Annotated in this window: 10 protein-coding genes and 2 tRNA genes; 4 read left to right on the forward strand and 8 right to left on the reverse strand. The window is 68.0% G+C overall.

Features of this window, described 5'->3' with window-relative positions:
* Nucleotides 1–226: 226 nt before the first annotated feature.
* Nucleotides 227–2938 (forward strand): AAA family ATPase, encoded by a 2712-nt coding sequence (locus tag ACWEQQ_RS20810; RefSeq protein WP_452349332.1) that lies wholly within the window; start codon nt 227–229, stop codon nt 2936–2938.
* A gap of 27 nt (nt 2939–2965) precedes the next feature.
* Here the strand turns inward: ACWEQQ_RS20810 and ACWEQQ_RS20815 are convergent, their stop codons facing one another.
* The 5 genes from ACWEQQ_RS20815 to ACWEQQ_RS20835 form a co-directional block, all read right to left on the reverse strand.
* Complete coding sequence (locus tag ACWEQQ_RS20815) at nt 2966–5704, reverse strand: AAA family ATPase (protein ID WP_452349333.1); 2739 nt, start codon at nt 5702–5704, stop codon at nt 2966–2968.
* Between the two features lie 93 nt (nt 5705–5797).
* A complete protein-coding gene (locus ACWEQQ_RS20820; protein ID WP_452349334.1) occupies nt 5798–5998 on the reverse strand; it encodes a hypothetical protein in 201 nt (66 codons plus the stop codon).
* Nucleotides 5999–6129: 131 nt separating this feature from the next.
* Nucleotides 6130–6203: transfer RNA gene (locus ACWEQQ_RS20825), tRNA-Met, on the reverse strand.
* A gap of 64 nt (nt 6204–6267) precedes the next feature.
* Nucleotides 6268–8265, reverse strand: coding sequence for a YhgE/Pip domain-containing protein (locus ACWEQQ_RS20830; RefSeq protein WP_452349335.1), 1998 nt, complete (start codon nt 8263–8265; stop codon nt 6268–6270).
* 93 nt (nt 8266–8358) lie between these two features.
* Nucleotides 8359–9117 (reverse strand): PP2C family protein-serine/threonine phosphatase, encoded by a 759-nt coding sequence (locus tag ACWEQQ_RS20835; protein ID WP_452349336.1) that lies wholly within the window; start codon nt 9115–9117, stop codon nt 8359–8361.
* 127 nt (nt 9118–9244) lie between these two features.
* Here ACWEQQ_RS20835 and ACWEQQ_RS20840 point away from each other — a divergent pair, with 127 nt between their 5' ends.
* Nucleotides 9245–9520, forward strand: coding sequence for an alpha/beta fold hydrolase (locus ACWEQQ_RS20840; protein WP_452349337.1), 276 nt, complete (start codon nt 9245–9247; stop codon nt 9518–9520).
* A 161-nt stretch (nt 9521–9681) separates the two neighbouring features.
* On the opposite strand, the gene ACWEQQ_RS20845 is transcribed toward ACWEQQ_RS20840, so the two are convergent.
* Nucleotides 9682–9755, reverse strand: a tRNA-Met gene (locus ACWEQQ_RS20845).
* 533 nt (nt 9756–10288) lie between these two features.
* Between ACWEQQ_RS20845 and ACWEQQ_RS20850 the strand changes: the two genes are divergently transcribed.
* A complete protein-coding gene (locus tag ACWEQQ_RS20850; protein ID WP_452339049.1) occupies nt 10289–10828 on the forward strand; it encodes a transglycosylase family protein in 540 nt (179 codons plus the stop codon).
* An 88-nt stretch (nt 10829–10916) separates the two neighbouring features.
* Here the strand turns inward: ACWEQQ_RS20850 and ACWEQQ_RS20855 are convergent, their stop codons facing one another.
* Nucleotides 10917–11777, reverse strand: a complete 861-nt coding sequence (locus ACWEQQ_RS20855; RefSeq protein ID WP_452349338.1) for an NAD(P)H-binding protein — start codon at nt 11775–11777, stop codon at nt 10917–10919.
* 133 nt (nt 11778–11910) lie between these two features.
* Between ACWEQQ_RS20855 and ACWEQQ_RS20860 the strand changes: the two genes are divergently transcribed.
* Nucleotides 11911–13035, forward strand: a complete 1125-nt coding sequence (locus ACWEQQ_RS20860) for an Lrp/AsnC family transcriptional regulator (protein ID WP_452349339.1) — start codon at nt 11911–11913, stop codon at nt 13033–13035.
* Nucleotides 13036–13139: 104 nt separating this feature from the next.
* Here ACWEQQ_RS20860 and ACWEQQ_RS20865 read toward each other — a convergent pair whose 3' ends face one another.
* Nucleotides 13140–16124 carry a UPF0182 family protein gene (locus tag ACWEQQ_RS20865; RefSeq protein ID WP_452349340.1) on the reverse strand — a complete coding sequence of 995 codons (2985 nt, stop codon included), beginning with the start codon at nt 16122–16124 and terminating at the stop codon, nt 13140–13142.
* Nucleotides 16125–16187: the final 63 nt, after the last annotated feature.

Here is a 16187-nt window from a genome sequence, read left to right on the forward strand (position 1 = left end):
CTGCCCTTCCGGTTACGCCCGGCGATCTGCCACCGGCGCAGAGGTTTCCCTCGAGGATCACCGACTGGAAGCCCGGCGGAAACCGTCAAATGACTCAAGGAGACTCTCGAATGAGTAGGGGAAACAGACCGTTTGGTCCCCCAGGGTCAGCGGCTCGAATCCGAGGTGAAACCCTGGAAGGGTAGGGGCTGGGGCAGAGGCGCGTATCCACCGCAGAGAGATCACGATGTTGTTTGGACGAAGCACCGAGTGCGCGAGACTGGACGCCCTACTGAAGGCGGTGCGGGATGGACGCAGCGACGCGCTCGTCATGCTGGGTGAGGCAGGCGTCGGGAAGACCGCGTTGCTCGACTACGCCCGGCAAACCGGCGCGGACGTCCGGATCTTGCGAGTCGCCGGCGTCGAGTCCGAAATGGAACTGCCCTACGCCGCCTTGCATCAGCTGTGTCTGCCGCTCCTGGACGGAGTCGATCAGCTGCCGACGCCCCAGTCCGAGGCGCTGGCAACCACTTTCGGCTTGCGAGCCGGCGAGGCACCTACCCCGTTCCTCGTCGGGCTCGGCGTGCTCAACCTGCTCGCCGAGTCGGCACGGGAACAGCCGCTGCTGTGCATAGTCGACGACGCGCATTGGCTCGACGACGCATCGGCACAAGTGGTCGCCTTCGTGGCACGTCGGCTGCGGGCCGAGTCGACCCTCATGCTGATCGCAAGCCGAGAGCCGATTCCGAGCATGCGCGGCATGACCGAACTGACGGTCCGGGGCCTTGGCGCGGATGCCGCTCTGCAACTGTTCAATGCGGCGCTGCGCTGGCCGCTCGACGGCGGCGCTCGCACCGCGATCCTCGCCGAAGCCCGGGGTAATCCACTGGCACTGCTCGAGCTCGCGCTCGCCTCGCCCGACCGACTCGCAGGCGGTTTCGGGCTGTTCGCCGCTTCCGCGCTGTCGGGACGGATCGAAGAGAGCTTTCAGAATCGGATCGCCGAGCTGCCCACCGACTCTCGGGAGCTGCTCCTGCTGGCGGCTGCCGACTCGACGGGCGATCCGGTGCTGATTTGGCGAGCAGCGGCAGTCCTCGGGCTGAGCCCCCGGGCGGGGGACGCCGCCGAAGGAGCAGAGTTGCTCACTATCGGAGTCCGGATCACGTTTCGCCATCCATTGGTGCGCTCCGCCGTTTATCACGCCGCCACCGCGGATGCCCGGCGCCGGATCCACGGGGCCCTCGCCGAGGCGACGTCACGGGAGGCCGATCCGGACCGCCGCGCATGGCATCTCGCCCATGCTGCCGAGAGCCCCGACGAGACGGTGGCCGCGGAGTTGGAGGCATCGGCGGACCGTGCACAGGCCCGCGGCGGATTGGCCGCCGCGGCGGCGTTTCGCGAGCACGCGGCCATATTGACGGCGGACCCGGCACTCCGTGCGCAGCGTGAACTCGCCGCGGCCAGGGACAAGTACCAGGCCGGTGCCCCGCAGGAGGCCCGAATCCTGCTCGACAAGGCGGAGTCCGGCCCGCATGACCAACTGCGCTCCGCCCTTATCGGTCAATTGCGGGGGTATTTGGCATTCGCCGCCGGAGACACCGCCCGCGCCGCGGCACTGCTGTTGGAAACGGCACAGCGCTTCGAACGGCTCGACCCGGTCCTGGCCCGCGAGATTTACCTGGAGACCTTCGGCTACGCACTGCTGGCCGGGCGGTACGCCGACGACGTGACGCTGGCGCACGTGGCCGCCGCGGCCGCAACCGCGCCTCGGCCGTCCGGACCCTTTGGCGCACAAGACCTTCTACTCGAGGCGTACGCCGTGCTGTTCACCGAAGGCCATGCCAAGGGGACCCCGCTGGTACGGCGGGCCCTGGACGCGTTTCGCCGCGACGACCTACCGGGTGAAAAGGCAACGCGCTGGCTCATCATCGCCGCACACGGCTCCTACGAGATCTGGGATGACGCGGTCTGGGAAGCCATCACCGAACGGAACGTCCAGCACACCCGGGAGACGGGCGCCCTGACGATGTTGCCGGTTGTGATGACGCAGCGGATCGCCGCACATCTGCATGCCGGTGAGTTTCAGGCGGCGGCCGACCTGCTCGCGGAGTCCAGGATCGTCGCCGAGGCGACCGGAATCGCCCGGCCGGCCTACGACATCGCGGCGGTGGCCGCTTGGCGCGGACAGACATCCGCCCGCGATCTGATCGAGATTGCCGCGGTGACTGCAGCCGAACGAGGTGAGGGACTTGGATTCACCCTGATCAATTACACGAAGGCCGTCCTGCACAACGGTTTCGGCCGCTTTGCCGAAGCCAGGGACGCCGCCGCACTGGCGGTCGCGCACCCCGGGGAGGCCGCGTTCGCGGCCTGGGCCGCGAGTGAGCTGGTCGAGGCGGCGATCCGCTGCGGTGATCAGGCGTCGGCCGAGCAGGCCATGGATCGACTCGTCCGAACCACCGCGCCGAGCGCGACCGAGTGGGGGCTGGGTGTCGAGGCGCGCTCACGTGCCCTGCTGAGCGAAGGTTCCGCGGCCGACGAGCTCTACCGTGAGGCGATCGACCGGCTCGGCCGCAGCCGGGGCGCTGTCGCGCTGGCCCGGGCGCATTTGCTCTACGGCGAATGGCTGCGCGGACAGGACCTATTGGTCGATGCCCGTGGACAATTGAGCACGGCGCACTCGATGTTGGTTCGGATCGGCGCCGGAGCATTCGCTGAACGTGCGCGCCTCGAACTCATCGCGTGCGGCGTTTCGGTACCGCAAAGGTCCGCCCCGTCGGCGGGTGAGTTGACCGAGCAGGAACGCCGGATTGCCGAGCGCGCGCGGGATGGGCGTTCGAACACGGAGATCGGGGCAGAGCTCTTCCTCAGTGGCAGGACGATCGAGTGGCACCTACGCAAGGTGTTCGCCAAGCTCGGCATCAGCTCGCGCCGAGAGCTGCAAACGGTTCTCTCCTAGTCCTTTCCGAGATCCCGGTCGTCGGGGTCATTGATCGGAAAGGGCACCGTCGAGCTCGCGACGGGAGGAGACCCCCAGCTTGGTGAAAACCTTGCGCAAATGCCATTCAACTGTCCGTGGACTGAGGAACATCTCGGCGCCGATTTCGGCGTTCGGGCGTCCGGCGGCCGCGAGCCGGGCGATCTGCGCCTCCTGAGGAGTCAGCAGCGGCGTTCCGACGGTCCGCTTGCGGACTGTCTCACCGGTGGCGAACAGCTCTCGCCGGGCTCGTTCCGCGAAGGCCCCCATGTCCATGGCCACGAACCCGTCGTATGCGGCGCGCAGCTCACCGCGGGCGTGTGTCCGCCGGTTCCGGCGGCGCAGCCATTCTCCCAGCAGCAGCCGGGTCCGGGCCTCGAGCACACCGAGTTCGCCCTGGCCGAAGTGGTCGATGGCCTCACGGTAGCGGTCCTCGGTCTGCCCGGCCGAGCGGGCCGATCCGGTTGTCTCGGTGAGCGCTTCGGCGAAGGCGTGCGCGCCGAGGGCCCAGGGTGTGCCGGTCCGTGCCCAGTCCGCCAGTCGCTCGCGGGCCTCGGCCGCGACGGTCTGCTCTCCGGTGCGAGCCGCCGCCTCGACGAGTTCGCACACCGCCCAGTGGTGCAGAGCGAAGTCCCGATACTCCAGGGCGGCACGAGCGGATTCCAGTGCGCCCGAATAGTTTCCGAGACCATTGTGGAGCACCGCCCGCGTGCAGCCCGCGACGCCCAGCAGTCGGCCCAGGCCGCGCTGTTCACCGTCATGTTCCAGGATCTCGATGGCGCCCAACGCCTGTCGCTCGCTTCCCCGGTAGGCGGCGAGCATGGCCGGTGCAATCGTGGACGGGTTCAGGCGCATGGATTCCTCGGCGGCGGCGATCTCGGTGAGCAGATCCCGCGTCTCGGCGAATCGTCCGGTGTGGATCAGGGCGATCGTGCGGTAGGTCAATGCGGTCGGGAGGAGCGACAACGTGCCGGTGGCCCGCGCGGTGGTGGCCGCGCGCTCGGTGATGCCCAGGCAGGTGTGGAGGTCGCCCAACTCCACCGCGGCGGCCACCGCCAGCCACAGCATCCCCGGGTCGCCGTCGGCGACGTAGTCACCAAGTGCCTTCTGCAGGAAGGGAACCGCCGCGCCGGGACCATCGACGGACAGCGTGACGAACGCGCGCAAGAAGACTCCCGCCATGTCGTCCCCGGGCTGCAGGCCCTGGGCCGTCTCGGCGGTCCGCCGCAGCCCGTCGGGTTCAATTCGGCCCGCCCACATGGCCGCGCCGAGCGCCGACAGACAGGTCGCGCGTGCGGCTGCGGGGTCCAGATCCCGGAGTTGGTTCGTGGCGGCGAGCAGCGGCTGGACCGACCCGAACCCCGGCTTTGCCAGGTACGACGCCATGGCTCGCAGCCGGGTGGCCTCGGCTTGCTGCCGGCGGTCCAGGGGCCCCAGCTCGGCGGCGGCGAGCAAGTCGGGTACCCAGGTCGGCGCGCCCGCGGCGAGATATATCCCGGCCGCCGCCAGCACCCGCCGCGCCCGCTCCTCCCAGTCGGGAGTGAGCGCGGCGGCCCGTTCGAGGAAGGAGGCCGCCGCTGCTCGGCCACCGCGCGCCAGCGCTCGATCAGCCGAGCGTTCCAGCGCAGCGGCGATCTGCGCGTCGGGCCCCGCCGCGGAGTGGGCCAGATGCCAGGCGCGGCGGTCGGGGTCACGCTCGGCGTCAGTGGCCTCGGCGAGCGCCCGGTGCGCCGCACGCAGAGCAGCGGCATCGGCACCGCGCCACAGCGCCGAACGCACCAATGGATGCCGGAACCGCACCGCGGTTCCCAGGGTGATCAGGTTCGCAGCCTCTGCCGGTGCGGCGGCTTCGAGCCCGACGCCGAGTACCCGGAGGGCACGCCCGAGAAGCGTGCCATCCCCGACCGGCTCGACTGCCGCGACCAGCAACAGGGTGCGGGTGTCGTCCGGCAGCGCATCGATGCGTCGGCGGAAGCTGTCTTCGAGCCGGGTCTCCATCGGCGCGCCGCCGGGACCGCCGAAGCCGAAGACCAACTCGGTCGACGACAGACTGCGAGGGAGTTCCAGGAGAGCGAGCGGATTCCCGCCGGTCTCCGCGACGATCCGGTCTCGCACGCGGGCGTCGACCGGCCCCGGCAATACGCTGTCGAGGAGTGCCCGCGCATCCGCGTCAGCGAGCCCGTGCACGAGAAGGTCCGGCAGACCGGAAAGCTCTTCCACACACTTCCCATCGGTGGCGCGCTCGGCGAAGACCATGGCCACCGACTCGGCGTCCAGCCGCCGCCCGACGAACGCCAGGATCCTCTGCGACATCAGGTCCAGCCATTGCGCGTCGTCGATCAGGCACAACAGCGGAGTCTCGGCCGCTGTTTCGGCGAACAGACCCAGAACCGCCAGCCCGACCAGCAGCATCTCAGGGGGATGTCCCGCGCGCAGGCCGAACGCGACACGCAGCGCCTCCTGCTGCACCTGCGGCAGTCGGTCGAGGTGTGAGAGCAGGGGGGCGCAGAGTCGTTGCAGCGCTGAATACGCGAAATCGGACTCCGCTTCGACGCCGACCGTGCGCACGGTCCGCATGCCCGTCACCTGTTCGGCCAGATGATCGAGAAGCGCCGATTTGCCGACCCCGGCCTCACCGCGCAGCACCAGTACCCCGCTGCGCCCGTCGCGCACCTCGCGGAGCAGGCGGTCCAGCGCCTCCAGCTCCCGATACCGCCCGACGAGCGGGCGTTTCGCGCCCCGCAGCATGCCACCTCCGGCTAGATGTTCCTCCCGGAGGAGCTTTACCCATCCTACGAACTGACCGAATCGCACGGATCGACCGTGCGCGAGTGCCGACCGCTACTCGTGGTCGATGCTGGGTAGTGTCGCGGCGATGGCGGCAGTGTGGATGCTGGCCTGGCCCACCGTATTGCCGACAATGACGTACCCCATGGTCCCGTGCCCCAGGCTCGCGGAAGCCATCGACATGAGCCGCCGGACGCTGAGTTCGAGATCGTGATCGCCGAAGGCGCCGACGGTGAAACGCTCGCGCGACGCCAACCAGAGGTGTTGTGGGAGAACACTAAATGGCAGCCATCGCGCCAGAATTAGACCACCGGACGCTGGAGAACGTGATGCCAAATCAACGCGAAAACGGCCCGGAACCTACTGGTTCCGGGCCGCTTCCCTAGTAGCGGGGACAGGATTTGAACCTGCGACCTCTGGGTTATGAGCCCAGCGAGCTACCGAGCTGCTCCACCCCGCGTCGGTGAATACAACATTACACACAAGTGGGGAAGGGAACCTAATCGACTGGTCAGAGCCATTTTTCAGGGTCGGGAGGGAATCGGGCGCAGGGGTTCGTGGGTGCGATCGGCGGGGGCTGGATCGGGTACGGAGGCGGCGAGGTAGCGGGCGGCGATCATGATCGCCAGGGCGGCGGCGAGGATGAGGAGCAGGGCCGCGATGGAGATCCAGAACATCCGGTCGTAGAGGGCGATGTCGGTGCGGATGATGGCACGGCGGGCGAAGGTCATGGGGGCGATGTCTTTGAAGGGGCGGAACAGGAGTGGGGTGGTGCCGGCGGGGAAAACGCCGCCGAAGGCGAAGATTTGGAACATATAGAAGGAGAAGGCCGCGATGGAACCGGCGACGCGGCCGAAGAGCACGACGAACAGTTGCGCCGTCACCGCTGCCACCAGGCCGACGAGGGCGATGACGGCGACCATGGCGGGCCACTGTTGCGGGGACCAGCCGAGCCAGCTGCCGTAACCGGCGGCGAGGGCGGACAGGGCGATGACGCACGCCGCGCCGACCGCGGTGCCGCGCAGAACGGGGGCCGCGGCGCGCCGCCAGGGTGAACGGCTGCGGGCGGCTCCGCGCAAGGGGCGCACCAGCATCCACAGGACAATGGCCGCGAGGAAGGAGCCCATCACGACGAGCACGGGACCTGCGCCGCGGGCGATCTCCTTGTGGCTGCGGTCGCCGTCGCGGACGAGCTGACTGGGTTCCTGGTTGCGGATGTCCATGGTGACGGGCTGGGCCATGACGTCGGCCGAGGCGTTGGGGTCGCCGATGTGCGGTGCTGCGGCCGCACCGTCGCGCAGGCCGTTGTCGAGCTGGGTTGCGCCGTCGCCCAATTGGGTGACGCCCGCCCGGAGGTCGCGGCCGCCGGCGACCAGCTGGTCCAGGCCCGTGGACAGGTCGTTCGCGCCGCTGCCGAGTTGTGCTGTGCCGTCCCGCAATTGGGTGCTGCCGTCGGCGAGGGCCAGCACGCCGGAGCGGTAGTCGGCCTTGGGATCGGTGAGCTGCCGGGCCAATTCCTTTGTGCCGTCCCGCAACTGGGTCAGCTGGCCGACGAGGGAATCGGGGTCGTCCGGCCGGACCTGGCCGATGAGGCTCTTCAACTGGGTGACCGCGTCGGCCACCGCGGGGTCCGGGTTCCTGCTCAACTGGTCGAGCAGCGGATCGAGCTGGGTCGCGAGCCGTCCGGCGGGTTCGAGGGCGTCCAGCAGCGGCGTGACGACCTGGTCCACACCATCGCGGATCTGCCGTGCTCCGGAGCCGAGTTGATCGGTGCCGGTGACCAATTGGTTCGCACCGTCGGCGAGCTGGACCGCACCGGTATGGAGCCGGCCCGTGCCGGTCGCGAGTTGCGCCGCGCCGGTGGCGGCCTGATCGAGTCCGGCGGTCAGCTGGTCGGAGCCGTCGGCGAGCTGCGTGGTGCCCTGGGCCAACTGGGTCGCCCCCTTGGCGGCGTCGCCGAGGCCGGAGCCGAGACTGTTCACGCCGACCAGGATCTGACCGGCGTAACCGCGCCCGATGGTGGCCGCGATCTGGTTCTGCGCCTCGGTGACAACACTATTGGCCACAGCCGGTCCCAGCGTGCCGTTGAAGTCGTTGTACCAGACCATGATCCGAGCATGCTGCGGCGCGGGATCGGTCACGCTCAGCACGTTCCGGGTGAAGTCGGCGGGAATGACGACCGAGAAGGCGTACCGGCTCTCCCGCAGCCCACGCACCGCTTCCGCGCTGCTGACCCGGTGGAACTGGAGTTCACCGCTGGACACCAGATTGTCGAGAATCTCGGTGCCCATGTTCTGGGCCTTGCCGTCGGAGATGCCGCCGGCATCATCGCTGGCGACGGCGACCGGAATCTGCTTCAGGTACAGCTCCGGATCCCACATGATCCACATGTAGACCGCCGAGACCAGTGTCGGCACCACCAGGAGCAGCACGATCGAGGCGCGCGCGAATGTGGATCCCCACGGCTTGCGCCGCAGCAGACCGCCGAGGTGACTGCGGATGGATGTCGATCTGTCTGCCACGGCGAACCCCGATACTGCGCACTGCCAAAGTCGGGCCCAAGATAACTGGTCACCCGTCCAAAATGTGCGAATTCGGGGAAATATCCGCCCGGCTCAGCGGCTCGCGTCCACCACCAGCGCGGTGGTGTTGTCGGTGCCGCCGCGACCGAGGGCCGTCCCCACCAGCGCCTCCGCCGCCTGACCCGCCGAAGTCCCGTGGGACAGAATCGACTTGATGATCGGCATATTGAGCTTCTTACCCACCCCATCGGTGCACAGCAGCAGCCGGCCCGCGCTCGATCCGGTGGCCGCGCGCCCGATGTCGCCCGGCTGCACGGTCCGCACCGAGGTCGTGACCAGATGCCGCATACCCGGCAGCGGGTCGCGCCCGCGCGCCCGGAAGTACTCGGCGACAGTGTGATCGGTGGTCATGCGGTGCAGCACGCGACCGTTCCACCGGTAGGCCCGGCAGTCGCCCACCCAGGCGATATCGCAAGGGCCGTCCAGCTGACCACTGCTCGGCAGCACCGCGACCACCAGCACGCTGTCGGCGCTCGACTCGGGTAGCTCACGCAGCAATTCCCGCTGTGCCGCCAGGATTCCGGCCTGCGCGCCGTCCCCGACCGCCGCCCGCGCCGCGGTCTGCGCCACCAGCCGCGCCGCCCGGGCCGCCGCCAGATGATCCCCCACCCCGTCGGCCACCACGAAAGCGCTGCGCCCGAGCCGCGCATCGGTGAACGTGGCGAACGCGTCCGCATTGATCGTGCGCCGCCCCAGCCGGCTCACCCCCGCCCCGGCCACCAGGCCGAGCCGCGCCTGCGCATCGGCGTCGACAGCGGCGACATCCCCAACCTCGATGGCTTCGGTGTGCACGACCGGACCTCCTGGGACTCCGTCTCACGGGGTGCTGTCCTGCAGCACTACCCCATTCAACGGCCGAAACCCAAGCTCCGCTCCCGAAATGTCTGTGTGCTTGCTGAGTAATTCGGGCGGTTCACGAATGAGGTGCTACGCCGCAACGCGTAGCACGGATGCCGCCGCGACGTTGGAGCCCGACTGGCCGCTCGGCGACTTCGCCGTCCTCTCCCAGCCGATCCTCTTCGCCGGAGGCGCGCTCGACACCACTGTCCGCTTCAGCGACCTGTCGGCCATGCGCACACTCATCCCGAACCTGCTCGATCCCCTCGTCATCCCGGGTTGCGGCCACTGGATCCAGCAGGAGCGCCCGGACGAGATCAACGCCGCCATCCTGACCTTCCTCGACAAGGTCGGCTGACACGAATTCCGCGCGACTCCCCGCCCGCCCCTGATACACCGGTGGAGAACCCCAGCCTGGCCGCCCGAGGCAACACATCGGGTTGATGCTCACCGGCATGAACGGAGAACCGTGAATATGCGAAGGGCCCGGAACCTGATGGTTCCGGGCCCTTCGCCTAGTAGCGGGGACAGGATTTGAACCTGCGACCTCTGGGTTATGAGCCCAGCGAGCTACCGAGCTGCTCCACCCCGCGTCGGTGAACACAACATTACACACGGGCTCGGAGATGCACCAAATCGGCTGGTCAAGCCAGGTTCCGGGGCGAGAAACAGTCGAGCCAGCGAGGGTGGCGGAGCGAATCAGACCGGACGGTTGCCCCTAAAGCGGAGTGATCAGGGTGAAAATCTTCCATTTGAGAGTCTCGCGCGCACGTTTGGTCGTTCATTTGAGCATGAAACGTGACCGGAATCACAAATTCTTGGTGAGTTGAATCACATCACGGCCAGATAACAGACCGCTCGGGATTGGCATTTGCAGCATAGCCAACCTGCATCAACACCGTTTTTCGGGTCATTCGCTTCATGCAATTCCGGAGTTATCAAGACGTGATCTGCCGAGATTTACTCGTTATCGTCAGTTGCGGCCCGGATCAAACCTGAGATGGGCTCCGACCCGAACCGCTGCACTCCGGAAACCCTGTCCCGCGGTCGGGCACCCCGACTCCTGGGGACAGGGACACGGCGGAGCATTTGCGCCGGGCTGGTCGGCACAGGGAGGGAAAACACCATGAAACAGAACCGGAAGATCAACACTCGCGTCCTCGGCCTCGCCGCCGTCACCGGCGCACTTGTTGCCGTCCCGTTCGGCTTCACCGCAACCGCCTCCGCCGCCCCGACCCACGACTGGGACGGCGTCGCCCAGTGCGAGAGCGGCGGCAACTGGGGTATCAACACCGGCAACGGCTACTACGGCGGTCTGCAGTTCTCGCAGAGCACCTGGGCCGCCAATGGCGGCGGCGGCCTCGCCTCCAATGCCAGCAAGGCCGAGCAGATCCGCGTGGCCGAGAACGTGCTGTCCACCCAGGGCGCCGGCGCCTGGCCGGTGTGCGGCCAGTACCTGCGCGCGGGCACCAGCGAGCCCGAGCCCCAGGCGGCCCCGGAGCCCGCAGCCCCGGCTCCCGTCCCCGCCCTCCCGACCGATCGCCAGGCCGTCATCGACCAGGCCAAGAGCGTTGCCGGCGGCCTCGCCCAGCAGTTCGGCGTGCAGGACCAGTACAACCAGGTCCTCCAGTCCAACGCCGCCCTCATCGAATCCTGGGGCAAATAACCCGAATCTCCTTCCCACACCGGAAGAAATGGAAAGGTGCTGCGTCAATGGCGACGCAGCACCTTTCGCTATTCGGAGGCAACAATTCTTATCGTGCGGCAGTAAATTCCGCACGATTATCGAGAGCCCATTCCTGAAAGGTTCGCGGTGACCGGCCCGTGACCTCCGCGACCGTCGGGTGCACCAGCGAGGTGAAGGACTCCAGCGCCGTGGCGCGCAGGGCCATGATGGCCGTGGCCAGCTCCGGCTCCACCCCGAAGCGCAGCAGATCCGCCCGCGCCCGGTCGGCCGAGATCTCCTCGAAACGCAGTGGGCGGCCGAGTATTTCGGCGAGGGTCGCGGTCTGCTCGCCCGGGGAGAGCGCCTGCGGACCGGTGACCGTGTAGACCTGACCGGCATGGCGCGCCGGGTCGGCGAGCGCCGCGACGGCGACGGCGGCGATGTCGCGCGGATCCACCACCGCGATGCGGCCCTGGCCGAAAGGCGCACGGACGGTGGCGGATTCGCGGATCGAGGGCGCCCAGTGCAGCGCGTTGGACATGAATCCCATGGGGCGCACCATGGTCCACGCGATCCCGCTCGCGCGTACCGTGTCCTCGCCGGCGCGATGCCAGGCGGGGATCGGGTCGGTCGCGGCCGCGTCACCGGCTCGCCCCGACGACAGCTTCACGATGTGCTCGACGCCCGCAGCCGCGGCGGCCCGGGCGAGATTCGCGTCGTGTGTGGGGATCTCGGGGCCTGCGGTCGACAGGAAGACGCCGCGGACACCGGTCAGCGCGGCGGGCAGGCTGTCCGCGTCGGCGAGATCGGCGCGCACGACCTCCACACCGGCGGGTAGGCCGGCCGCCTCGGGGCGGCGGGTGACGGCCCGCACCGGCAGACCCTCGGCCTGCAGCCGATCGACCACCGCGCGGCCGACGGTGCCGGTCGCTCCGGTCACGAGAAACATGGGTACTCCGTTCGTCGGTGGGGGCGGGTGTGTCCCGCTCCTTCATCCTGCGAACGGCGCGGAATAGCGGCTATCCAGCGCCATCGGATTGCGGATATCTTCCGTATCAGTCTGATCTGCGATGATTTCTTCCATGCTGGACGAGGTGGAGCGCGGCGTTGTCCACGCCCTGCACATCGATGGACGCGCGCCCTTCAGCCGCATCGGCGAGGTGCTCGGTGTCTCGACCCAGACCGTCGCCCGCCGCTACCGCCGCCTGCGCGCGGAGTTCGGGCTGCGGGTGGTCGGGCTGCCGGACCCGGGGCGCACCAGCACCACCCAGTGGCTGGTCCGGCTCACCTGCACCCCGGCGGCCGCGCGAAAACTGGCGCACGCCTTGGCGAAACGCGGCGACACCAGCTGGGTGATGCTCACCTCCGGGGGCACCGAAATCTTCCTCATCGTCGACGGCCCCGGTCCCGACGCACCCGCGCTGCTGCTCGACGACCTTCCCCGAACCTCGGCGATCACCGGCATCTCCGCGCACTACGTACTGCACACCTACCTCGGCGGCCCGACCGCCTGGCCAGGTCGACTCACCACGCTGGACGCCGAACAACGTCGGAAACTACTGTCGGACACCATTTTCAGCCCTGATGAGCCGTCGGTCCCGGGCGCAGCGAACTCATCCGCCGACAACCGCCACCCGGTTCCGACGACCGAGACGGAGGAACCAGCCGGGCACGCCGAGATACACGGCTCAGACTCGTCCGGTACCAGTCGACAGTCGAATTCCCGGGCCGGCGTTCGCAAACCGGTCTCCCCCACCGACGCGCCACTGTTCTCGGCATTGCGTGCCGACGGCCGCGCGACCTTGGCGGACCTGGCTGCCGCCACCGGCTGGTCACAGTCCACGGTGGCGCGGCGCATCGCCGACCTGCGCGCTGCCGGGACACTCTATCTGGATGTCGACATCGACGATCGCGTCTTCGGCGTCACCACCCGCGCCCTGCTATGGGCGACCGTCGCTCCGGGTCAGCTCGACGCGGTCGCCGAATCCCTCTCCCAGCACCAGGAATTGGCGTTCGTCGCGGCGACGACCGGCCGCACCAACCTGATCGCCGAGGCCCTCTGCCCCGACCCGGCCGCACTGCACCGCTATCTGACTCGCCGCCTGGGATCCTTCGACGCCATCCACGCGCTCGAGACCACCCCGGTCCTCTACACGGTCAAGTCGACCGCGCCTCCCACTGCGCTCACCTCTCGACCGGGTCGCTGAAATCGGAAGCGCACCAGCCACACCACCCGCCTCGAGACATCGACCCCAGGAATGCGAAAGGCGCTGTCACCCACAGGTGACAGCGCCTCGCGCTAACGGGTCAGTTACCCACCCGTCTTCTCGTAGTTGTTCACGGCGGTCTGCAACTGCTCCAGCGCCTTGCCCAGTTGGCCCAGATCGCCGGACTTCTGTGCGTCCTGAACCGCCCGCAACGCGTCGTCGAGTTGCTTCACCGCCGCATCCTTGCCGACGGACCCGGTGGCCGGGGGCGTCGCCGGTGCGGTCGGCGGCGTCGCGCCCTGGGCCGGCGGAGTGGCCGTCTGTCCCGGCTGATCGGTTGCGGCGCTGCCGGTTCCGGGCAGCACCTGGTCGAGCGCTTCCTTGACCGTCGATCCGTAGCCGACCTTGTCGCGGTAGCTGGCCAGCACCTTCACCAGCTGCGGGAAGGACGGCGCGTTGGGCCCGCCGGTATTGCGTTCCAGGTACCAGGGTTCGACGTACAGGATGCCGCCGTCACCGACCGGCAGGGTCAGCAGATTGCCGTATTTGATCTTGTTGACATTGCCACCGGTCAGCAGGTTCCGGTCTCGGGACACTTGATCGGCCGTCGTCATGGACGTCTGCGTCTGGCCCGGGCCCGGCGTCTGTGAATCCGCGGGCAGCTTCAAAACGGTGATCTTGCCGTAGTTGTCGGGATCCGAATGCGCCTGGATGTAGGCGGACAGGAAGTTCCGCTTGTAACCCACCATCACACTGGTCAGGTTGAACTGCGACTTCCCGGTCTTCGAATCACCGAGCAGGACGTAGTACGGCGGTTGATGCGCCCCGCTGGCCGCGCCCTCCTGGGTCGGATCATTGGGCACCGACCAGAAGGCGTTGTTGGTGAAGAACTCTCGCGGATCGTCCACGTGGTACTTCGCCAGCATCTCGCGCTGCACCTTGAACAGGTCCTCCGGGTAGCGGAAGTGCGCGCGCAGCTCGTCGGAGATGGCGCTCTCCGGCTTCACCGCGTTCGGGAACACGCCCATCCACGCCTTCAGCACCGGATCGGTCTTGTCCACCTCGTACAGGCTGACGGTGCCGTCGTACGCATCGACAGTGGCCTTCACCGAGTTCCGGATGTAGGAGACCTCCTTGCGGGGTAGTAGACGCCCCGTGGTCTGGTCGATGGAGTCCTCGACGACGCCGTCCAGCGAGGTCTTCTGCGCGTACGGGTAGTTGTCGAGGGTGGTGTAGGCGTCCACGATCCAGACGATGCGGCCCTTCACCACGGCCGGGTACACATCGCCGTCGGCGGTCAGCCACGGCGCCACCTGGGTGACGCGGTCGCGCGGATTGCGATTGAAGATGATCTTCGAATCCGGTCCGATGGCGCCCGAGAACAGGATGTTGCGCTCGGCGTACTTGGCCGCGAAGGCCAGCCGGTTGAACCAGTTGCCGAGCGGCACGCCGCCCGCGCCGTCGTAGGTGAACTGGTCGGTGGGGGTGTCGTATTCGCGCTTGGGCTGGTTGTTGCTGCCCACGATCGCGTAGTCGGCATCCGACTTGGAGATCAGCTCGCCGTAGTAGATGCGCGGCTGATCGACCGGGATGGCCTGCTCTTCCTTGGGCGTGAACAGGTCGCTGACCGTCTTCTTGTCGCCGACATTGAACACCGGATAGCCGTACCCGCCACCGGAATCACTGCCCGCGGACTGACCTGCCTGCTGGGATTCCTTGGGCGGAGCCGCGTTCACCTTGTTGGCGGGCGAGGCCACGAAGCCGTTGCCGTGTGTGTACACGGTGTGCTTGTTGATCCAGTCGGTCTGGTTGCCGGACAGGTTCTGCGGCTGCAGCTCGCGCGCGGCCACGATGTAATCGCCCATCTCACCGTTGATGGTGTAACGGTCGATGTCGAGCGGATCCGGGAAGCCATAGAAGTTCTGCAGCTGCAGATTGCGCTGAATGAACGTCTGGGTCAGCAGGTTCGGGTCCAGCAGCCGGATGTTCTTGATGGTCTGCTGGTCGGCGGGCACGGTGACCGGGTCCTTGGTCGCCTCGCCCTTGTAGTCGACGTACTGGACCTTGTCCTGGGTGAGCCCGTAGGCCTCGCGGGTGGCCTCGATATTGCGCTCGATATAGGCCTGTTCCTTGGTGGCCGCGTTCGGGCGCACCGAGAACTGCTCCACCAGCAGCGGCCACACCGCGCCCACCAGCACCGAGGACAGCACCAGCAGCGCCGCCGCCATGGCCGGAATCCGCAGGTCGCGCAGCACGACTCCGGCGAAGAATGCGATGGCGCAGATGACCGCGATGGACAGCAGGATCAGCTTGGCAGGCAGCACCGCGTTGATATCGGTGTAGGAGCCACCGGTGAAGGTCGGCTCCTTGCGGGTGCTCGACAGCAGCGCGTAGCGGTCCAGCCAATACGCGACCGCCTTGAGCAGCACGAAGAGTCCGGCCAGGATGGCCAGCTGCACGCGCGCCGAGGTGCTCAGCGTGCCCTCGCGGCCGGACAGCCGCAGCCCGCCGAAGACGTAGTGCGCCACCAGGTTCGCGAAGAAGGCGATCACAACGGAGACGAACAGCCAGTTCAGCACCATCCGATAGAACGGCAGATCGAAGGCGTAGAAGCCGACGTCCAGATGGAACTGCGGATCCTTGACCCCGAAGGAGCTGCCGTGCAGGAACAGCTGCACCGTCACCCAGCTCGACTGCGCAACCAGACCCGACAGCACGCCGATGAGCACCGGGATGCCGATACCGAACAGACGCAGCCGGCTCATCACCGTCGTCCGGTAGCGGGCGATCGGATCGCCGGGTCCGTTCGCCGGCACGAACACCGGACGCGACCGGTACGCCAGCAGCAGCGCCAGCCAGATGATGACGGCCACGACCACCGCGACCACCAGGAACAACAGGATCCGGGTGAACAGCACGGTGGTGTAGACGTTGCGGAATCCCACCTCCCCGAACCACAACCAGTTGGTGTAGGCGTCGGTGAGCCGGGGCCCGACCAGTAACAGTGCGGCCAGCACCAGCGCCGTGACGAGCAGAATGCGGCTGCGTCGCGACAGCGAAGGTAAGCCGGTCGGGGGGCGCATGCCCACGATGCCACTCTCCCAGGTCCGGCGACGCCCGGGCCGGGATACCGGCACGCAGCGTCGCAGTCC

The organism is Nocardia sp. NPDC004123 (assembly GCF_053603795.1).